Raw genomic sequence first — 21830 nt, forward strand, 5'->3', positions numbered from 1 at the left:
TACTGTCGTGCGCTGCCGGAAATGGAAAATAAAGTATGCCGACAATTGCTCTGGTCGATGACGACCGCAACATTTTGACTTCGGTGTCGATTGCGCTTGAGACGGAAGGCTACCGCGTCCAGACCTACACGGACGGAACGTCTGCGCTTGATGGGCTGCAGAGCGACCCTCCGCAATTGGCAATATTCGATATCAAGATGCCGCGCATGGACGGCATGGAGTTGCTGCGCCGATTGCGCCAGAACTCGGATCTGCCGGTCATCTTTCTGACATCCAAGGATGACGAGATCGATGAATTGTTCGGTTTGAAAATGGGTGCGGACGATTTTATTCGCAAACCGTTTTCCCAGCGTCTTCTGGTCGAGCGTGTGCGTGCGGTTCTGCGCAGGGCACAGCCGAAGGATGCCAGCGCACCGCGAGACGACGCGGACAAATTGCTTGAGCGTGGCCAGCTCGTCATGGATCAGGAACGACACACCTGCACCTGGAACAACAAGCCCGTAACGCTGACAGTCACAGAATTCCTGATCCTGTCTGCCTTGGCGCAGCGGCCCGGGGTCGTGAAAAGCCGCAATGCGCTCATGGATGCAGCTTATGATGACCAGGTCTACGTGGACGACCGGACAATCGACAGCCACATCAAGCGTCTGCGGAAAAAGTTCAAGGTTGTTGACGACGACTTCGACATGATTGAAACACTTTATGGAGTTGGGTACCGCTTCCGGGAAGTCTGAAGCAGCCATTAAGATAGCGGGCAGATGGCGGTTGAAAGCGAGAGCGCTGAGAGCATTGTCGACTCCGATCCCGCCAACGGTTCGGAGCGCTCCCGCCTGCGCCGGCTTGGCAACAAGCGGATACGGCGCCGTCTTCTGAACCAGTTGGGCCGTATTTTCGGAACCTATGTGCTGTCGTCGCTGACGCGCCGGATCATTGCGATCAATCTCGTCGGCCTGCTCGCTCTCGTGATCGGCATCCTTTATCTGAACCAGTTTCGGGCGGGGCTGATCGACGCCCGGGTTCAGAGCCTGCTGACGCAAGGTGAGATCATTGCCGGTGCGATTGCCGCGTCGGCAACGGTAGACACCGGAACGATCACCGTGGATCCGGAGCGATTGCTGCAATTGCAGGCCGGGGAAAGCATCACGCCCACGGTCGATGATCTGGACAGTCTCGATTTTCCGATCAACCCTGAACGGGTAGGTCCTGTGCTTCGGCGCTTGATTTCCCCGACCAAGACCCGCGCCCGGATTTACGATCCGGAAGGCATTCTGATCCTCGATTCCCGCCACCTCTATTCCAGCGCGCAGATCCTTCGCTTCGATCTGCCGCCGCCGACGGCGCAAGAGACCGGTTTTTGGGATTCAGCCTGGCAATGGACCAAGCGCCTGCTTCGGCAAGGGGACTTGCCGCTCTACCAGGAAGTCGGTGGTGGCGACGGGCGTGCCTATCCGGAGGTGGAGGCAGCGCTGGCCGGGTCACCGGCCAGTGTGACGCGGATCTCGCAGCGAGGTGAACTGATTGTTTCAGTTGCTGTTCCGATCCAGCGCTTTCGCGCCGTTCTTGGCGCTTTGCTTCTGTCGACACAGGGGGGAGACATCGACGCGATTGTTCGGGCTGAACGGATCGCCATTATCCGCGTGTTTCTGTTCGCGGCAACAGTAACGATCCTGTTGTCGATCCTTTTGGCAGGTACGATCGCCGGGCCGGTGCGCAGGTTGGCTGCCGCAGCAGACCGGGTACGCCGCGGATCCAATTCCCGCGAGGAAATTCCGGAATTCTCGGAACGCCAGGACGAGATCGGCCATCTCGCCCGTTCATTCCGGGAAATGACCAATGCGCTGTACAACAAGATTGATGCGATCGAGCGTTTTGCCGCGGACGTCGCCCATGAACTCAAGAACCCGCTGACTTCATTGAGAAGTGCCGTTGAAACCTTGCCGCTTGCAAGAACAAAGTCCTCTCAGGACCGGCTGATGGAAGTTATCCAGCATGACGTTCGCCGCCTGGACCGGTTGATCAGCGACATTTCAGATGCGTCGCGTCTCGATGCGGAGCTTGCCCGCATTCAGTCAGAGACAATCGATCTGGCCGAACTTCTGCGAAACATGGCGGATGCGGCAAACCAGCATACCGGTGCTGAAGAAGCCAAGGTGAAACTGACAGTCGCGGATGCGCCAGGCTCCAAACCCTATCGGGTCCAGGGACACGACATCCGGCTTGGACAGGTGATCAGCAATCTTCTCGACAACGCGCGGTCCTTTTCTCCAACCAGTGGGACGGTGCGGATCGATCTTGCCCGCGAGGGCCGACGGATCAGGGTCACTGTGGACGACGACGGATCCGGGATTCGTGCGGAAAATACCGAACGCATATTCGAGCGCTTTTATACCGACCGACCCGACGGTGAAGGCTTTGGTAACAATTCCGGGCTCGGGCTTTCCATCTCGAGACAGATAATCGAAGCGCATGGTGGCACGTTGTCCGCGACCAACCGCAAGGAACAGGGCGCGGATGGAGAGTCCAAGATCGCAGGCGCCCGGTTCACGATTTATCTACCAGCGGGAACCGCCAAGTGACCGGGCAATCCGTTCACGCAAACTGCCTTGTTGTCGGAACGCGCGGTATCCTCATCCAGGGAGAATCCGGCAGCGGCAAATCGGAACTGACCGACACGCTGATTACTGCCGCAAGGGCCAGCGGCAATCTGGGTGTCCTGGTCGCCGACGACCGTGTCGTCCTGTCGGCAGAGCGGGGGCAGCTCGTTGCAAGGGCGCCGGGAAGTATTCTGGGTTTGATGGAAGTGCGCGGGGCAGGGGTGCAGGCAACGCAGGCGATATCGGCGGCGAAGGTGCACATTGTTGTCAGTTTGCGCCCGATCGGGACAATGGAACGCCTGCCGGACAACTCCGTCACGCGGCAGAACCTTGAGACAGTCTCACTCCCCGCGCTGACTTGCCCGGCAAACAGGCCGGACGTCAGTCTGAGGTTGCTGCGCTGGGGATTGCGAACGCTCTTTCCGGCTTCTCCGGATTACATTTAGGGTATCGATGCGTTTTTTGCTTGCAACTGGTTTAACGGTTGAAGAGAGTGCATCAGACTGATAAACGCCCGGCTCCGTTTGAGAGCCAAATGCACACGATAGTCAGGCTGAAGACTGAATGATCGGACTTGTACTTGTTACGCACGGACGCCTCGCTGAAGAATTCAAGGCGGCGCTGGAGCATGTTGTCGGTCCCCAGGAACAGATCGAAACAATTTCCATTGGTCCCGACGACGACATGGAACAGAGACGGCAGGACATTTTGTCCGCCGTGGAGGCAGCCAATTCCGGTAACGGGGTTGTTTTGCTGACGGACATGTTTGGCGGTACGCCTTCCAATCTGGCCATTTCCGTCATGGATGGCAAATCCGTGGAAGTGGTTGCCGGGGTGAACCTGCCGATGCTTATCAAGCTTGCCAGTGTACGCGCGGACAGGGAGTTGGCAGACGCCGTCGATGAGGCTCGTCAGGCCGGACAAAAATACATTTCAGTTGCAAGCCAGGTGCTGTCGGGACAAAACTAAAAACGATTATGACGGCACAGAATTTGTTTGAAAAAGACCTGACCATCGTCAACCAGCGCGGATTGCATGCCCGGGCATCTGCCAAGATGGTCAAGCTTGTCGAGACCTTCGAGGCTGATGTTCAGGTGTCGAAGGACGGACAGACGGTTGGCGGAACATCGATCATGGGACTGATGATGCTGGCGGCCAGTCCGGGCTGCTGCATCAGGGTTTGCGTCAGCGGCCAGGAAGCGCAGGCTGCACTCGACGCGATTTCGGAACTAGTTGAAAGCGGATTTGGCGAAACGGATTGATGTCCAGGACCTGGATCGTTCGTTTCCAGGGAAGAACCCGCGTGCCGGTTCGAAAGGGTGTCAAGACGCGGATCATATGCCGTAAATTTGGTGGGGAATGTTATGGCAAGCCAATCCGGTGACCGGACGATTTCAGCGGCACGGTCCGTGCTCTCTCATCTTCATCAGGCACTGGATCTGCAGTTTGCATTCGAATTGTGGGACGGATCTCTCGTCCCGGCGGATGCAGCAGCGGACGGACTTCGGATTGCGCTGGCACCCAAAGCTCTAACCAGGCTGCTTCGCAGTCCGGGTATCAAGACCGTCGTCGACCTTTATTCCACCGGAGAGATCGACCCGCGCGGCGGCACAATCTTCGAATTCGCCGAGAGAAGACCCAAGATCAAAAGCCGGGAACTGCGCAAGCGGCTGAACAAGATGTTGCTGCTGAAAAACGCGGTGCCGCTGCTACTGGGTGCAAAGGACACCGGCGCCCGGCAACAGGAAGAGGGGCTGGACGCCGGCACAGTGGCCGACAGAGGCTCCGGCAGCCGGAAGGACGACATCGCCTTTCACTACGACGTCTCAAATGACTTCTATAAGCTCTTTCTTGACCCCGAGATGGTTTATACGTGCGCATATTTCCGCGATTGGTCCAATGATCTGGCAACAGCCCAGAAAGACAAGCTGGACATGATTTGCAGGAAACTTCGCCTGAAGCCTGGCGACCGGATGCTCGATATCGGTTGCGGTTGGGGGGCCCTGATCTGCCATGCGGCGGAACATTATGGCGTGACGGCGGTCGGTGTGACCCTTGCCGAAGAGCAGCTCAAACTTGCGCGCGAAAGGATCGCGGAGCGTGGTCTTGAGGACAAGGTTTCGGTCGAGTTGATCGATTACCGCGACATGAAGGGCGAACGGTTCGACAAGATTTCCTCAATCGGCATGTTCGAAGCCGTCGGTCTGGACAACTACGACAATTATTTCCAGAGCGTGCATCGGCTGCTCAAGCCGCGGGGGATCTATCTGCACCACGCGATCACTCGGCGCGGCAAGAAGGACCTTAAGAAATTTCGCCGAAAGAAGCCGGAGTACCAGGCATTGGTACGCTATATCTTCCCTGGTGGAGAAGTGGACCATATCGGCTGGACACTGACAAATCTGGAAGCGCACGGATTTGAAGTTCACGACGTGGAGGCATGGCGTGAACACTATGCCCGCACCACGCGCCTTTGGGCCGAAAACTTGATGGCGGTCAGGGACGCGGCAATCGCGGACATCGGTGAACAGAAATACCGTCTCTGGCTGGCCTATCTGTGCGGTGTATCCCTCGGTTTCGACCGCGGGTCCATCGGTATCTTCCAGACCGTCGCGTCCCGCCGTACGAAAGGGCCTTCCGGACTGCCGCCTTCCAGGGAAGACCTTTATCAGCGGTGAACCGCAGTTGAAAAAAATCATATAAAGAATTCTTTATATCTTTATTGCGAGAAGTGGATTCGGGCGCTATAACCGCACCCAACGGCTTCCGGCTTGAACCGGAATCCGGCTGGCGGCTGCCGAACCCGTGATGTTCACTGATCGGCAACAGGGCAGCTGCTTTCACAAGGCCGGCGCACAAAGCTGGATCCAACAGCAGGACATTTTCATGACTGACTACATCGTCAAAGACATCGGGCTCGCAGACTGGGGCCGCACAGAGATCGAAATCGCCGAACACGAAATGCCGGGCCTGATGGCATGCCGTGCGGAATTTGGCGAAACCAAGCCGCTGAAGGGCGCACGCATTGCCGGCTCTCTGCATATGACCATCCAGACAGCAGTGCTGATCGAGACGCTGGTTGCTCTGGGCGCCGAAGTCCGTTGGGCGTCCTGTAACATCTATTCCACTCAGGATCAGGCAGCAGCTGCGATCGCAGCGGCTGGTGTTCCGGTTTTCGCTATCAAGGGCGAGACACTGGAAGAATATTGGGATTATGCCGACAAGATCTTCGATTTCCCCGATGGCGCCAACATGATCCTGGATGATGGCGGCGATGCAACGCTTTACATCCTGATGGGTGCACGCGTTGAAGCTGGTGAAACCGACCTCATCGAGAACCCGACTTCGGAGGAGGAAGAGTGCCTCTTCGCTCAGATCAAGAAGCGCATGGCCTCTCATCCTGGCTGGTTCACAAAGCAGAAAGAGCTGATCCAGGGTGTTTCGGAAGAAACCACCACCGGTGTCCTTCGTCTTTACGAAATGCAGAAGAAGGGCGCACTGCCGTTCCCGGCGATCAATGTCAACGACAGTGTCACCAAGTCGAAGTTCGACAACCGTTACGGTTGCCGTGAATCTCTCGTCGATGGAATTCGGCGCGGCACCGATGTGATGATGTCCGGCAAGGTTGCCGTTGTTTGCGGTTATGGCGATGTCGGCAAGGGCTCCGCGCAGTCTCTGGCAGGCGCCGGCGCCCGGGTCATCGTTACTGAAATCGACCCGATCTGCGCGCTGCAGGCTTCCATGGACGGCTTTGAGGTCAAGACCATGGAACAGGCACTGCCGGAAGGCGACATCTACGTCACCGCGACAGGCAACAAGGACATTATCACCTTCGACCACATGCGTGGCATGAAGGACATGGCCATCGTCTGCAACATTGGCCACTTCGACAATGAAATTCAGGTTGCCGCTCTGAAGAACACCAAGTGCCGCCCGGTCAAGGACCAGGTCGACATGTACGAATTTCCGGACGGCAAGCGCATGATCCTCTTGTCACAGGGCCGCCTGGTAAACCTCGGCAATGCGACCGGTCATCCGAGCTTCGTGATGTCCGCGAGTTTCACCAACCAGGTTCTGGCGCAGATCGAGCTCTACTCCAAGGGCGATCAGTACAAGAACGAAGTGTATGTTCTGCCGAAGCACCTGGATGAAAAGGTTGCCCGTCTGCACCTTGAAAAACTGGGTGTCACGTTAACCGAATTGACGGACAATCAATCTGATTATCTGGGGATTAATAAGGCTGGTCCGTTCAAGGCAGAGCACTACAAATACTGATTTCGCAAAACTGGCCCACTACATGTGGTAATCGCCACGATTCGGCCATGTGAACAAAAAAATGCAGAACCCTTCAATTTGAAGGGTTCTGTTAACTTTTCGGTTACGGACTCTTCTGCGTGATTCTCAAAAAGGTTATGGTTTAAGCGAATCAGGGGCCAAGAGGCGGATGCCTTTGATTTGCTCCCAGAATCCGGGGGCTGCTCCCGCAAGGCGGGATAGGCGGCGTAAGGGGATCATAATATGCCGAAAGGCAGCAAGGACGGCGCGCTCAAAAGCGCGGCGTGGCGAGATCGGAGTCTGAAATCGTTGAAGCTCGGCAGCACGGCTCTGGCGGGCTGCGGACTTATGTCGGGTCCGGCAGCAGCGAACATGCTCGCCGATACCACAGCCGCGATCAATCCGGGTGCAATGATCCTTGTTGGCGCAGTCGGTGGTATGTGCGCCTTTGCCGTAACCGCGGCTGTCTCCCTTGTCAGGCATCGCAAGCAGTCCGCTCAGGTAACTGCATCGCTTGAAAAGGAAAAGAGCGACCTGAAATTCCGGATCGATCGGCTGGAGGCCATGCTCAACACGGATGAGCAGCGTGTGATCGTCTGGACCGGTAACGGTGCCGTCCCCCAGATCTGGGGCATTCTTCCTGAAAAATCGGGTGTGCCGCGTCCTCCTGCGCAGCTCCTTGCATTTGGAAGCTGGCTCACGACCAAATGTGCCGGCGATCTCGAGCGGCATCTGGATATGCTGTTTCGGACTGGCGAGGCCTTTACCGCAACATTGAAGACACGCACGGGCACTTATGTGGAGGCCCTGGGGCGCACCACCGGTGGCGCGGTTGTCCTGCGATTGCGCGATCTGACCGGCGAACGGCAGATGCAGGCGGAACTGTCCGCACGCAACGCCAGAATTTCCGGCGAGCTCCATATGCTGCACGCATTGCTGGACGCCATGCCCGCTCCGGCCTGGCAGCGGGACGCGGAAGGCAAACTGATCTGGGCCAATGCGGCATACGCCGAAGCCGTTGAGATGACCGATGCGGAAAGTGCAATCAGGGAAGGGGCGACATTCCTGGACGCTGCAGCCCGTACAGCCATGGCCGTGCAGCGCACCGAAGATGGGTGCTTCTCGGCACGCATTCCCATTGTCGCCTCCGGCGACCGGTGCGTGTTTGAAGTCACCGATGTCAACGCGAGTGTCGGCGGTGCCGGTATTGCCGTTGACATCAGTGAGCTTGAACAGGCGCGCAAGGAACTCGGCAGGGCCGAGGAATTTCATGGCCGCACGCTGGACCAGCTTGCCGCCGCGGTCGCAATTTACGGCAGCGATCGCAAGCTGCAGTTTTACAATGCTGCATTCCGTCAGCTCTGGGACCTGGATGATGCCTTCCTGGAGAGCCGTCCGGAAGACAGCACTGTCCTGGATGCACTTCGTGCCTCGCGCAAACTGCCCGAACAGGCCGACTACCGGGTCTGGCGCAACAAGATGCTGAAAAGCTACCAGTCGCTGGAAGCGCGGGAAAGCTGGTGGCATTTGCCCGATGGCCGCACCTTGCGTGTCATTGCGAACCCCCATCCGCAGGGCGGCGTCACTTATATCTATGAAAACTTCACCGAGCGGCTTGACCTGGAAAGCAGGTACAACGCGCTGACCCGGGTTCAGGGTGAAACTCTCGATAATCTGTCCGAAGCCGTTGCCGTGTTCGGGTCCGATGGCCGTCTGCGCCTCTGGAACCCGGCATTCGGCCGTATCTGGCAGCTCGAGGAAGACCAGTTGGCTGAGTTGCCGCACGTCAACGAAGTCGTCTCGGCCTGTACACTCAGCGAAACGGAAGAAAACGCCTGGGAACAGCTGGCTGGAAATGTCACCGGCCTCCTCGACAATCGCACGCACAAGGTCAGCCGTCTGGAACGCCACAATGGCGATGTTCTTGATTATGCCACTGTCCCGTTGCCGGATGGCGGGACGCTGGTAACCTTCGTCGACGTGACGGACAGCGTGAATGTCGAACGCGCTCTGCTTGAGAAAAACGAGGCGCTGCAGCAGGCCGATCAGATCAAGAACGCCTTTATCCAGCACGTTTCCTACGAATTGCGCTCACCGCTGACCAATATCATCGGATTTGCCCAACTGCTGTCGGATCCGAAGTTCGGAGAACTGTCCGAAAAGCAGGGTGAATATGCCGAATATATTCAGTCGTCTTCTTCGGCACTTCTTGCAATCATCAATGACATTCTCGATCTGGCGACGCTTGATGCCGGTATCATGGAACTCGATCTGGGTGAGGTCGATGTTGCCTCCACCGTATCGGCAGCCGTCGAAGGGCTGAAAGACCGAATCGCCGAAGCAAAGATCAATCTCCGAACCAATGTGCCTGAAAACATCGGCGTCATCGTTGCCGATGAGAAAAGGCTCCGGCAGGTCCTGTTCAACCTGATTGCCAATGCTGTGCGCTATTCGGAAGAAAACGGCGTCGTCGATGTGAGTTGCAACCGGGAGGACGACAAGGTTTCCTTCGTGGTGCAGGACCATGGCTATGGCATACCGGCTGAAATTCTCGCCCAGGTCTTCAACCGCTTTGTCGGCCACGACACCGGCAGCCGCAGGCAGGGTGCCGGACTTGGATTGGCCATCGTGAAGAGTTTTGTTGAGCTTCACGGCGGTACGGTTGATATCGAATCCGCAGAAGGCAAGGGGACAACAGTCACATGCGTGTTTCCGGCGCGCCCCGAATTGGCGGACCAGGTCGCTGCCGAATAAACAGGACGGCCCATGGCAGAGCACCGGCTGCGGCAATTGCCTGCATCATTCCTGACACTGGAGACATCCGGCGAAACTGAAACAGGGCAGTTGGCGGATGACATCGCCATGATCCTGAAGGCGGGGGATGTTGTGTGCCTCTCCGGAGACCTGGGAGCCGGCAAATCCACTTTTGCACGTGCCTTGATCAGAACTTTCGCGGCGGACGTGGGTCTGGAAGTACCAAGCCCGACTTTCACACTGGTGCAGACTTACGAATTCCCGCGGTTCGACCTGTCACACTTCGATCTCTATCGTCTTGAAGAACCGGAAGAGCTGGAAGAACTCGGTCTTGAAGATCTTCTGGAAACAGGAGCCGCACTGATCGAGTGGCCCGAAAGGGCGGAAAGCCTGCTCCCGCGGGATGCCTTGTGGATACAGATTGTCCAGCCGGATGAAGAGACGGACAACAGGCGGTTCGTTTTCCATTCCGAAAACCCGGACTGGCAGCAGCGCATCGAGCAGACGCTCGGTGTTCGAGATTTCCTGGAAAATGCAGGTCTCGGTAGTGCCAACCGCCGGTTTCTGGCCGGAGATGCCTCCTTGCGGACGTTCGAAAGCATCGCATCGATATCCGGAAGATCTGTTCTGATGCGCTGGCCTTTTCGGGAAGGTGCCGTTTCGGAAGACGTCAGGGCATACATGACCCGTGTCCATCTGGCGCAGGACTGCCGCTCCGTTCTTGCGATCGGTTCTGAGCTGCGCCGGCGGGGTATCAGAGCGCCGGAAACCTTTTCGGCCGACCTTGAAAATGGTCTCGTTCTTTCCGAGGACTTCGGCAGCGAAACGATTGTGGTCGATGGCCGTCCGGATCCTGCGCGCTACCGTGTCGCCATCGATATCCTTGTTCACCTCCACCGGCAAAGTTGGCCCGAGAGTGTCCGGCTTAAGGAGGGAGGGACCTATGAGGTTCCGCATTACTCGGATGCGGCGCTCATTGCGGAAGCTGCCTTGTTTCTGGACTGGTATGTCCCCGAAATCTCGGGAGATCCTGTCGATGCGTCCTTGCGCGCGGAATTTGCAGCTCTTTGGCATCAGAACCTGGATCGTATTTCCGGTGCGCAACGGGGATGGGTGCTTCGGGACTTCCATTCCCCCAATTTGCTGTGGCAGGAAGCGGCAGGCGGCATCGACAGGATCGGATTGATCGATTTGCAGGATACGGTGATCGGCCCCGTCGCCTATGATGTTGCCTCTCTTTTGCTGGACGCTCGAACCGAAATGAGTGTCGAGCTGGAAACCAGTCTGTATGATGCTTATGTCTCCGGGATGGAGAAGCAGTCTCCGGGGTTCGACAGGGCCAGCTTTTCAGACGCCTATTCGGTAATGGCGGTTCAGCGAGTTTCGAAGATCCTCGGGATTTTCGTCCGGCTGGCGCGGCGTGATGCCAAGCCGGCTTATTTGAGCCATTTGCCGCGCATGATAGGCTATCTGGATCGCGTTCTTGAAAGGCCGGGCATGTCGGGCTTGAAAGACTGGTACGGACGTTTCCGGTTCTGAAAAACAGGTCGTGCGATGCCGGGCACAATCATTCGAGTGAAAAAATGAATCAACAGCGGTTCCGCCCATCAAAAGCAATGATCCTGGCCGCAGGCCTTGGCAAGAGGATGCGTCCTCTGACCGCGACCACGCCCAAGCCGCTGATCGAAGTCAATGGCCAGGCGCTGATTGACCACGGTATGGACCGGCTGGCCGCGGCAGGAGTGAGGACATGCGTGGTCAACGTGCATTACCTTGCCGATCTTGTCGAAGTTCATGTGCGTCGCCGCAGTGACATGGAAATCCTCATCTCCGATGAACGCGAGCAACTGCTGGAAACCGGAGGCGGCATCAAGAATGCGCTTCCGCTGCTTGGTGCAGATCCGTTCTTCCAGTTGAACGCTGATACCTGCTACTGGATCGAAGGCGTCAAACCGAACCTGGAACACATGGTTGATGCCTGGGACGAGGACCGCATGGATGCCCTTCTCCTGGTCGCCGAAACCGTCAAGTCCGTCGGGTATGCAGGTCGGGGAGACTTCGAAATGTCGAAAGACGGCAGTCTTACCAGACGGTTGGAAAAAGGCGTGACACCCTTTGCCTATGCAGGGGCGGCGATCCTGCATCCGCGATTTTTCGAGGACGCGCCGGAGGGACCGTTCTCGATGAACATCCTGTTTGACCGGGCAATCGAATCAGGGCGCCTGTTCGGTGTTCAGATGGAAGGTCTGTGGCTTCACATAGGCACACCGGATGCAATCCGTGCTGCGGAATATGCCGTTGGTGGCAGCGCTGCCTAGGCAGCGCGCTCAGACAAAAGTCGAAACGGTGCTGGAAACAGCCAGAATCGACCGGGAAAAACGCAACCAGCAATGTTGCTGCCAGCTGAAGCGCTTGGCAAAGCAATTCAAAGCCGTGTTGGTCCCGCTTGGCGACGAGGTGGATTAGCCTGGCAACAGCGTCGCAAGCTCTTGAAAATCGGGTTGTTTCCTGCAAGCTTGCGCCTTGTATCCGGGCAAGACCACATTCAACGATTCAATTTCGTATGTGAGCGTTTGGCCGGTAGTCCAATTGAAGTACACGGAGCCTCTTGATGGATCCAGATCGGCTCATTTCCGAGACGCGGAGCGACGTTCGGTGCACAGTATCGGACCTGCTCGGCAGCGAGGAAGATGGGCCGAGTTTCGGACCAGCAGGGCGACTTTCCATTCCGCTGGTTGCCACTGGGGTCAAAGTGCAGAATATGCGCAAGACGTCCCGAATCCAATGGAATGCCGATCAGATGCTTCGCCAGTTGGAAGGCGGACAAATTTGCGCTTCAAACCACGCGCGAACGGATGCAAGCCAATTGTGTCGCCATAACCGAAGACCGGGTCGAGCGGCTCCGTATTCTTCAAAAGGGTTTTAGAATGGCCGAGCGCGCGCGTCTCTATTCGGTTCCGCCATCCGTTCCCTTCCTCGAAACTCTCGTCGACAAGCTTGTTGAAGGCGCCCTGGTTCCGGGATTTTGTCCCCAGGACAATCCACACCTTTTGCCTTCGGTTACACTGTATCTGCCGACGCGGCGCTCTGCACGGCTGCTTCCGCAGGTTTTTCAGAAGAAGTTCGGTGGAATACCGGTACTTCTGCCCGATATCAGGCCCGTTGGCGATGCGGATGAAGACGCTCAGAGCCTCACGGCTGACATCGATCTTGAGCCCCTGCCGCCGGCGATGCCCCTGCTAGAGCGTCACCTGGCAATGACCCGGCTCGTCAAGGCCTGGAAGGGAACCCTGCGCCGGGAAGCGCTGAGCTTGCGTCTGGACGAACCCCTGGGTGTTCCCGCTTCCACTGCGGATGCCGCCTGGCTCGCCGCAGATCTGCTGTCACTGATGGACGAGGTAGAGACCGAGGAGGCGGACTGGAGTGAACTGACCGCGCTCGTTCCGGAGGATTTTGCGCGCTATTGGCAGATCACGCTGGATTTTCTGAAAATCGTGCAGGAAGCCTGGCCGGCCCATCTTGCCGAACGGGGACAGATGGATCCGAAGGCGCGCAGGTCCGCGCTGATACGGCGGGAAGCTCAGCGTCTTGCAAAGGCAGCACCTGGTAACCCCGTCATCGTCGCCGGGGTTACCGGATCAGTGCCTGCAACCGCAGAACTTTTGAAAGTTGTTGCCGGATTGAAGCAGGGCGTCATCGTGCTTCCGGGGCTTGATCAGCATCTCGATAACAGGTCCTGGGCAACGCTTGGGCAACGTAGCGCCGGTGCATCGACAAACGCTGCGCGGATCGGCAAGGGCATGGCGACCTTGCCGTCTCATCCGCAATATTCGCTCAAGCAACTGCTCGACCGGCTCGGTGTTTCCCGTCCTGATGTCGCATCTCTCGGGGAGATTCCCGATCGTGCGAGGACACTCAGGGAAACACTTGTTTCTGAAGCTTTGCGGCCCGCCGATACGTCCGACGCCTGGACTGGCTTCCTTGCAGAAACGGGACAGTCCGATCGTGCAGAAGCTCTCGAAGATGTCGCAATTCTGGTGGCGCGCAACGAAGCGGATGAAGCCCTGAGCCTGTCGATTGCCTTGCGTGAGGCGATTGAGCGGAATGAAATGGCGGCGTTGATTTCACCGGACAGGATGCTGACCCGACGGGTCGCGGCGGAATTGTCACGATGGAACATCCAGGTGGATGACAGTGCCGGGCGTCCGCTCGACCAGACTGCTCCGGCCATCCTGTCGGTCCTTGCAGCAAAGCTGGCCTTGAATGGATGTGAACCGATCGACCTTCTGGCGTTGCTCAAGCACCCGCTCGCACGTTTCGGTTTGCCGTTCAAGGATATCCGTTCCGCCGCGCGTGCATTGGAACGCGGCGTCATCCGTGGTCCGCGCGCAAGACCCGGAACCGGCGGTTTGCGTGCTGCGGTCGAAGCCAGCCGCGAGGAAGTGGACAACGCGCACATACCGCGCTGGAAGAAAGTGCACGAAGCGGACTGGGATGTGATTGTCGACCTTGTCGAAAGGCTCGCGGTCGCCCTGGCACCATTGGAAGATCTCGGTGAAAGCACTGAAGCGATCTCGGTCACCGACCTTGCGCGGCTTCATATTGAGGTCATCCAGGCCGTGGCTACGGACGATACCGGTTCCTTTGATGAGCTTTATGCCGGAGAGGCGGGTGAGGGTCTCGCACAGTTTCTGAGTGACCTTCTTGAAGGTGGTTCGAGCGGCCTGGATGTGCCGCCCGGCGAATGGCCGACCGTGTTGCCTGCATTGATGGCGGGACAGGCGGTGCGCCGAAGGCTTCCGGGAGATCAGAGAGTACAGATACTCGGTCCGATGGAGGCGCGTCTTCAGACATTTGATTTCGTGATCCTGGGCGGGCTCAATGAAGGTATCTGGCCGCAACGAACCCGCAATGATCCCTGGTTGAGCAGACCCATGAAGCGGGACATCGGTCTGGAGCCGCCGGAAAGGCGACTTGGTGCCGCGGCCCATGATTTCGCTCAGGGGCTCGGAGCAAGACGGGTACTCCTGTCTCGAGCCGCACGCGCTGACGGCGCCCCCACGGTCGCCTCCCGCTGGCTGCAGCGACTGACGACGCTCGCAGGTCCCGACGCGACCCGTTCGATGGAGCTGCGCGGAGCTACATACGCAAAACTGGCTGGTCTTCTGGACCAGCCGGATGGCCCGGTTCGGCCGGCAAAACGGCCTGTTCCAGCTCCCGCTCTCGGTGCAAGACCAAAATCGCTGTCGATCACGGAGATCGAGCGACTGATCCGCGATCCCTATGCGATCTATGCCCGTCACGTCCTGGATCTGCAGGCGGTGGATCCCATCGGCGGCGAACCGGGAGCAGCCGACAAGGGAACCCTGATCCACGACGCCCTGGCCGAGTTTCTCGCAACCTGGTCGGGACCGTTTGATGACAGCGCCGTTGCAGCCCTCAAGGAGATCGGCGAAAAACTATTCGAGCCTCTCGATGCCTTTCCGGCCGTTCGGGCGTTGTGGTGGCCACGGTTCCAGAAGATCGCGACAGGATTTGTGGCCTTTGAGGAACGGCGTTCGAAAGCGGTCGAGGAACGGTTTCTTGAGATTGGTGGCGGTGTGGAACTCACGCTGCCGGGCTTCGATTTCCGGCTGCGGGGACGCGCGGACCGTATTGATCTTATGACAACCGGAGACCTGGCTGTCATTGACTACAAGACGGGGCAGATCCCGTCCCAGAAGCAGGTCGATGCGTTGTTGTCTCCCCAGTTGCCGCTGGAAGCTGCCATGATCAGGAGGTCCGGGTTCAAGGATGTTCCATCAGGAAAGCAGATCTCCGAACTGCTTTATCTGCAACTGAAAGACGGTGCTGATCCGGTTCCACGCAATCCCAGGGAAACATCCTTGGAAGACCTCATTGAGGATGCCTGGCAACGCTTGGAACAATTGATCGCTCACTATTGCAATCCGCAAACCGGTTACCTTTCCCGTGCCCGGGTTATGCGCGGCAGGGCGATGGATGGTGACTACGATCACCTGGCTCGCACCCAGGAATGGGCGTTGGGAGGCGAGGAACCGACATGAGCGGTATTCAGGTTCCCGAACTGACCAGAAAACGCCAGGACCTTGCGTCTCGTCCACGCGCATCGGCATGGGTGAGCGCCAATGCCGGTTCCGGAAAGACATTCGTGCTGTCGCGCCGGGTGGTCCGGCTGTTACTGGACGGGACAGACCCGAGCCGCATTCTGGCGCTGACGTTCACAAAGGCTGCGGCGGCGGAAATGGCGAACCGTGTCTTCGGCAACCTCGGCGCCTGGGTGACCATGCCCGATGAAACGCTCGCCGCCGAGCTTCGGGACATTGAGGGGCGCAAGCCCGATGCTGCGCGGCTGGCAATGGCGCGTCGGTTGTTTGCCCGGGCGCTGGAAACACCAGGTGGTCTGAAGATCCAGACGATCCACGGATTTTGCGAAGCCTTGCTTCACCAGTTCCCGTTGGAAGCAAACGTCGCCGGTCATTTTTCCGTGCTTGACGACCGGGTTGCCGCTGAGCTGATGGCAGAAGCGCGCGGGACCGTACTTCACCGGGCGGAATCTGAACCGGCCAGTCCCCTTGGCCAGGCACTTGCTTCCGTCATATCGCTCATGAGCGATGGCGGCGCACAGAAGGCGTTGGAGGAACTGATCCAGAGCCGTGATGCGTTCCGCCGCTGGACGGTTGACGCAGGCAGCCTTGACGACGCTCTTGAAGAACTTGCCGCGCTTCTGGGTGTTGACGGGTCCGAACGGCTTGACGAATTCGACGCGCGTTTCAGGACCGGCTGTCCGTTCGATCGGAACACCTGCCTGAGTTACGCGGAGGCCTTGAGAACGGGGGCCAAGACAGATCAGGCGCGTGCCGAAGCACTCGTTGAGGCTGCCCGTCAGAAAGACCCGGAAACTTTCCGGGCGGCGTGGCTGCCGGTCTTTTTGACATCGAAACTGGATCCTCGAAAATCACTCGCGACAAAAAAGGTGGCAGAGAATTTCCCTGAGATGATGGAAGCGCTGACCGCCGAGCAGTCGCGGTTGCTTTCGCTTCTGGAGGAACGCAGAAATATCGCCACATTTGAGGGGACTTCGTCGCTGCTCCGGTTGGCAGATGCGGTGATACGGCACTACGAACGCGCCAAGACGGCACGAGGCTTTCTCGATTTTGAGGATCTTGTCGTCAAGACGGCGACCTTGCTGCAGAAATCGGATGCTGCACAATGGGTCCAGTACAAGCTTGACCAGGGGCTTGATCATATTCTCGTCGATGAAGCACAGGATACCAGCCCGCGGCAATGGGACGTGGTCACTTCGCTCGCCTCTGAATTTTTTGTTGGAGCCGGGGCGCATGAACGGACCAGAACGCTCTTTGCGGTCGGTGATGAAAAACAGTCGATCTATTCCTTCCAGGGCGCTGTCCCGGCCTATTTCGATGCCATGCGGCGCGCATTTTCGAAGCAGGCAGATGCCGCGGAGCAGGAATTTCACTCGGTCGATCTGCAATTGTCCTTTCGTTCGACACCCGACGTGCTCGGTGCCGTTGACAGGGTTTTTCAAGAGGAATCCGCCCATCGTGGTTTGTCTCAGGAGGTCAGTGCTCCGGTACATGAAGCCATCAGGCGTGATCCCGGAATAGTGGATCTCTGGCCTCTCGAGGTGGAAGCCGACATCGAGGAGCCCGAGGACTGGCGGCTGCCGGTCGATCATGTCGGGTCCGGTAGCCCGATGCTGAAGGTTGCAAGGCGAATTGCAGCGCAGATCGCCGGCTGGATGCGCGAAGGCACAGCGGATCCGGGAGAAGTAATGATCCTGGTGCGCAAGCGGGGACCGTTTGTCGAAGCGCTCAACCGGGAACTCAAGGAACTGAATGTTCCCGCGGCCGGCAGTGACCGGCTGGTTCTGACGGACCACATTGCGGTTCAGGATCTTGCTGCGCTCGGACGGTTCATGTTGTTGCCTGAAGACGATCTGTCGCTAGCCGCTGTGCTGAAGTGCCCGCTGTTCGGTCTGACCGACGAAAACCTGTTCGAAATAGCCAGGGAAACGGCGGCGAAAATTCGTCCCGGTACATTGTGGCAGATGCTGGTGAGGCGGTCGGAATCGTCCCCGCAATGGCATGACGTGAGGACCCGGCTGGAAGATTGGCGGGCTCGTGCCGACTTCGTTCCGCCTTATGAATTCTACTCCCGGCTTCTGGGGAGCGATGGCGGCCGCAAGGCGTTCCGCGCCAGGCTTGGCGTCGAAGTGGATGACGTTCTGGACGAGTTTCTGGCTCTGACGATCGCCTATGAACAGGCCGGGACGCCGGGCCTGGAAGGGTTTCTTGCCTGGATGGCTGCTGCTCCGACGGAAATCAAGAGAGAGCTGACCAACACCAAGGGCATGGTCAGGATCATGACCGTTCACGGCTCCAAGGGCCTGGAAGCAAAGATTGTCGTGCTCGTTGACCCCGGTGCTGCGCCCGTCAGCGCCATCCATGACCCCTCTTTTTTGCCACACGAACGACTGGCAAACGAATTGCTGCCTCCTGCATTGATCTGGCTGCCGCCGAAAGCCAGCCGAACACCCTGGCACGACGAGGCGGTCGAGACCCTGCGCGAGGCCCAGGCCCAGGAGTACCGGCGCCTGCTGTACGTCGCGCTGACCCGCGCCGAGGATCGACTGATCGTGTGCGGCTGGGAGCCGAAACGGGGGGCTCATGAAGAATGCTGGTATTCGCTTGTCGAACGGGCTCTGAAACCTGAGGCACGGGAATTGAGCGACCCGTCAGGGAATACTGTAGCCTGGCGTTGGCAAAAAAGCGCATCGGATAGCGCGCCGGATATCTCGGAAGAAACATCGGTTCTGGATAAGCAGCCGGAAGATCGTCCGGCAAGCCTGCCCGGCTGGTTGACAGAAACCGTTTCACCATTGCCGAAGAAAAAACGGCTGCAACCCTCAAAAGCCTTCGAGGAGATGGAGGAAAAGGACGGTGTCGTTCCTGTTCCGGCGGCCAACCGGTTGCTGGCAGGCACGGAACCGGCTTCGTGGCCGCTGGAACGCGGCCGTCTTGTGCACCGGTTGCTGGAACTTTTGCCCGGTGTTCCGGTTGATGAACGCATTTCAGCTGCCGAAAGGTTCCTGAAGCAAGCCTTGAAACCTCAGTTTTCCGGGAACATGGAGAAGCTTCTGAAGGAAGTGGTTGCCATCGTGCAGGGCGAAGCCTTCGCGCCGCTTTTCGAAGGCGATGCGCAGGCAGAAGTTCCTCTTGTCGGAACGATTCGCGCCGCCGATGGCACGGAAGTGGAGGTCTCAGGGCAGATTGACCGGTTGTTGGTGGAGGATAAACGGGTTGTGATTGTGGATTACAAGACGAACCTCTACCCACCTTCGACAACGGATGCGGTTCCGCTCGAGTATCGGGCGCAGTTGAGTGTTTACAGGGAGTTGCTGCGCCAGATTTTCCCTGGTCGTGACGTCCGGGCGTATCTCTTGTGGACCTCAGGTCCGTCGTTGATGGAGATTCCCGGCGATATTCTCGACAGAACCCTCGCCTCACTGAAGCCAGACGGCAGTGCGGCTTGACGAGGGGCGTGACGCTACCTACGTTCGGGCCAACTGACACGTTTACATAGGGTAGGCGTGAGACATCGAACCACGAGATCTTGATATGGCTACCACCCAAGTTACCGATGCTTCCTTCGAAGCCGAAGTTCTGAAATCAGAAGATCCTGTTGTCGTAGACTTCTGGGCCGAATGGTGCGGTCCGTGTAAAATGATTGCGCCGGCCCTTGAGGAAATCTCCGAGGAGATGAACGGGGCGGTGAAAATCACCAAGCTCAACATCGACGAGAACCAGGACATGGCCATGAAGTATGGCGTCCGCTCCATTCCGATGCTGATCCTGTTCAAGGATGGCGAGCCCATGGCAACCCAGGTGGGAGCCGCTCCGAAGGGCAAACTGTCTGACTGGATCAAGAGCGCAATCTAATCTGGATTTGCTGCGGTTGCTCCGGCAGCGGAGCAGATGAACGCATCCGGCGGACAGGCAACGGCGTGTCCGCCGATTTGCTTTGAAATCTCTGCAACCGGTCGTATAAGCATCCGCAAACAGTTTGAGCCAAACGGAACATTCATGAGTGACGAGAACAAAACCCCGGAAGATCAGCCGTCAGGCGTAACTCCGGAGACCGAAGCCGCGGCATCGAGCCCGGAAACGGCGGAAGCAGAGGCGGTTGATCCGACAGAGGTTCTGAAGTCCGAGAACGCTGATCTGAAAGATCGGGCTCTGCGGACCATGGCGGAGATGGAAAATCTGCGCCGGCGGACCGAAAAGGAAGTCAGGGATGCACGGCAATACGCCGTATCGGGCTTTGCGCGTGACATGCTGACGGTATCCGACAACCTGCGCCGGGCGCTCGAAGCGCTGCCGGAAGACGACCGGAAGAACGCTGATGCCGGTGTTGCAGCCCTGATCGACGGCGTTGAAATGATTGAACGTGATCTGCTCAACCAGCTCGAAAAGAATGGTGTGAAAAAGCTGGATCCGGAAGGTCAGAAATTCGACCCGAACTTCCACCAGGCCATGTTTGAAGTGCCGAACACCGAAGTGCCGAACAATACTGTTGTTCAGGTCATGCAGGCCGGATACGTCATCGGTGAGCGTGTTCTGCGCCCGGCAATGGTCGGCGTATCAAAGGGCGGTCCAAAGGAAGTGCCGCAGCCACAGTCCGAAGGCAACGGCGACGCGGGCCAGACTGTCGACAAGAGCGCTTGACGGCAATCTTTTTTGACTCTTTTCTTGAAAGCCGCTTTCGACTGGTGTTGAAGCGGCTTTTTTGTTGGAGAACACGATGCTGCTTCAGCTGCTCGATTACCTGGGAGTGGCCGTTTTCGCGGTAACCGGCGGCATTGTTGCCTCCCGCAAACAGCTTGACTTCATTGCACTACTGTTTTTCGCGACGGTAACAGGCATTGGCGGCGGCACCTTGCGGGACCTCTTGCTGGGAGTCCCGGTTTTCTGGGTCGAGAACGAAGCCTATGTCCTGGTCTGTCTGTTCGTCAGCATTGTCGTCTGGTTTTTTGCGCATCTGATCGAGCGTTTGAGCAAGCCGCTGCGCTGGGCCGACGCGATCGGGATTTCGGCTTACTCGGTCATGGGCGCCGCCAAGGCCATGTCCGTTGGAGACACGGTGCTGGTGGCGGTGCTGATGGGAGTGGTGACGGCGACGTTTGGCGGAATAATCCGCGATACGATCGCAGGCGAGGCATCTTCCATCGTCAAGCCTGAAATCTATGTCAGCGCGGCTTTTGGCGGCGCTGGCAGCTTTGTGCTTTTGGCGGCAATGGGTACACCGCAGATCGTCGCTGCATGTCTGGCGGCGGCGGTGGCCCTGATACTGCGTGGCGGCGCGATCGTGCGGGGATGGACGTTGCCGGGATATGGCACGAGGCGCGACGGTTAGGTTCATTTCCATTCATGCATTGAGCCATGGCCTTGACGTCACAATGGCGCTAGCCTGTTGACCATCTTATTTGTTGCCAAGTGGAGGTCGTGATGGTTGAACACGGTATTTTTTACTGGAATGAACTGATGACCAGGGACACGGAAAAAGCCAGAGCGTTTTACGGCAAGTCCATCGGGTGGACGTTTGCGGAAATGCCAATGGATGGTGGCAGCACTTATATTGTTGCAAACCTTGGTGACAAACACGTTGGAGGCATGTTCCTGATGGAAGGTCCCCACTTCGATGGAGTTCCCGAACACTGGATGTCCTACATCGCCGTCGACAATGTCGATGAACGCCTCGAACTGGCAGTCGCTCATGGCGGAGAGGTTCTCAGACCACCGTTCGATGTGGAAGGCATCGGCCGGATAGCAATCCTCAAAGATGCTGGCGGCGCCGTCATGGGATGGATGACCCCGGCGGAAATGACTGGATGAAATTTGAGAAGAAACAACAAAGCCGGTTCCCAGGGAACCGGCTTTCGTTTGGCTTAATAGACAAGCCCCGACGTGGCTGAAACGTAAAAGATCAGACCGATCGCAATCGCTGGAAGGCTTGCCGAATAGGCAAGGGTCGTCAGCATGTTCTGCTCCTTTGCAAAACGACGTTGGCAAAGCGTATTCCCGGCTACCGGTTGTTTCGGCAGGCCCCCAGGTGTTCGCTTTGATGAAACATCCTCCACTGCGCACTTATGTGGCTATTGTCGGGGAA

At 57.9% G+C, this 21830-nt stretch carries 16 protein-coding genes; all 16 read left to right on the forward strand.

The window, feature by feature from the left end:
* The first annotated feature begins 35 nt into the window (after positions 1-35).
* The 16 genes from LA5095_RS23115 to LA5095_RS23190 all read left to right on the forward strand — a co-directional run bounded on the left by LA5095_RS23115 (position 36) and on the right by LA5095_RS23190 (position 21556).
* Positions 36-734 carry a response regulator transcription factor gene (locus LA5095_RS23115; protein WP_055119296.1) on the forward strand — a complete coding sequence of 233 codons (699 nt, stop codon included), beginning with the start codon at positions 36-38 and terminating at the stop codon, positions 732-734.
* A gap of 24 nt (positions 735-758) precedes the next feature.
* The gene (locus LA5095_RS23120) at positions 759-2576 is read left to right on the forward strand and encodes a sensor histidine kinase (protein ID WP_055119298.1); all 1818 of its coding nucleotides are present in this window, start codon (positions 759-761) and stop codon (positions 2574-2576) included.
* Positions 2573-3040: an HPr kinase/phosphorylase gene (locus LA5095_RS23125; RefSeq protein ID WP_055119299.1), complete on the forward strand. Its 468-nt coding sequence runs from the start codon at positions 2573-2575 to the stop codon at positions 3038-3040. Before LA5095_RS23120 ends, LA5095_RS23125 begins: the two co-directional genes overlap by 4 nt.
* A 118-nt stretch (positions 3041-3158) precedes the next feature.
* A complete protein-coding gene (locus tag LA5095_RS23130; RefSeq protein ID WP_029064232.1) occupies positions 3159-3563 on the forward strand; it encodes a PTS sugar transporter subunit IIA in 405 nt (134 codons plus the stop codon).
* An 8-nt stretch (positions 3564-3571) separates the two neighbouring features.
* Complete coding sequence (locus LA5095_RS23135; RefSeq protein ID WP_029064233.1) at positions 3572-3856, forward strand: HPr family phosphocarrier protein; 285 nt, start codon at positions 3572-3574, stop codon at positions 3854-3856.
* 102 nt (positions 3857-3958) lie between these two features.
* Positions 3959-5272 (forward strand): SAM-dependent methyltransferase, encoded by a 1314-nt coding sequence (locus tag LA5095_RS23140; protein WP_055119302.1) that lies wholly within the window; start codon positions 3959-3961, stop codon positions 5270-5272.
* A gap of 208 nt (positions 5273-5480) precedes the next feature.
* Positions 5481-6869 (forward strand): adenosylhomocysteinase, encoded by a 1389-nt coding sequence (gene ahcY, locus LA5095_RS23145; RefSeq protein WP_055119761.1) that lies wholly within the window; start codon positions 5481-5483, stop codon positions 6867-6869.
* A 243-nt stretch (positions 6870-7112) separates the two neighbouring features.
* Positions 7113-9623: a PAS domain-containing sensor histidine kinase gene (locus tag LA5095_RS23150; protein ID WP_208992836.1), complete on the forward strand. Its 2511-nt coding sequence runs from the start codon at positions 7113-7115 to the stop codon at positions 9621-9623.
* Positions 9624-9635: 12 nt separating this feature from the next.
* Positions 9636-11162, forward strand: coding sequence for a tRNA (adenosine(37)-N6)-threonylcarbamoyltransferase complex ATPase subunit type 1 TsaE (tsaE, locus tag LA5095_RS23155; protein ID WP_055119304.1), 1527 nt, complete (start codon positions 9636-9638; stop codon positions 11160-11162).
* Between the two features lie 44 nt (positions 11163-11206).
* The gene (locus LA5095_RS23160) at positions 11207-11941 is read left to right on the forward strand and encodes a nucleotidyltransferase family protein (protein ID WP_055119306.1); all 735 of its coding nucleotides are present in this window, start codon (positions 11207-11209) and stop codon (positions 11939-11941) included.
* A 609-nt stretch (positions 11942-12550) separates the two neighbouring features.
* A complete protein-coding gene (gene addB / locus LA5095_RS23165) occupies positions 12551-15688 on the forward strand; it encodes a double-strand break repair protein AddB (protein WP_055119769.1) in 3138 nt (1045 codons plus the stop codon).
* Positions 15685-19197, forward strand: a complete 3513-nt coding sequence (gene addA / locus LA5095_RS23170; protein ID WP_055119308.1) for a double-strand break repair helicase AddA — start codon at positions 15685-15687, stop codon at positions 19195-19197. Before addB ends, addA begins: the two co-directional genes overlap by 4 nt.
* Before the next feature lie 85 nt (positions 19198-19282).
* Positions 19283-19603: a thioredoxin gene (trxA, locus tag LA5095_RS23175; protein WP_029064241.1), complete on the forward strand. Its 321-nt coding sequence runs from the start codon at positions 19283-19285 to the stop codon at positions 19601-19603.
* Positions 19604-19747: 144 nt separating this feature from the next.
* Positions 19748-20389: a nucleotide exchange factor GrpE gene (gene grpE, locus LA5095_RS23180; protein WP_055119771.1), complete on the forward strand. Its 642-nt coding sequence runs from the start codon at positions 19748-19750 to the stop codon at positions 20387-20389.
* A gap of 76 nt (positions 20390-20465) precedes the next feature.
* On the forward strand, positions 20466-21077 hold the full coding sequence (locus tag LA5095_RS23185) for a trimeric intracellular cation channel family protein (protein WP_055119310.1): 612 nt from the start codon (positions 20466-20468) through the stop codon (positions 21075-21077).
* Between the two features lie 92 nt (positions 21078-21169).
* On the forward strand, positions 21170-21556 hold the full coding sequence (locus tag LA5095_RS23190) for a VOC family protein (RefSeq protein ID WP_055119312.1): 387 nt from the start codon (positions 21170-21172) through the stop codon (positions 21554-21556).
* Positions 21557-21830: the final 274 nt, after the last annotated feature.

The sequence above is a fragment of the Roseibium album genome (assembly GCF_001404515.1).
GTDB classification, from domain to species: domain Bacteria; phylum Pseudomonadota; class Alphaproteobacteria; order Rhizobiales; family Stappiaceae; genus Roseibium; species Roseibium album.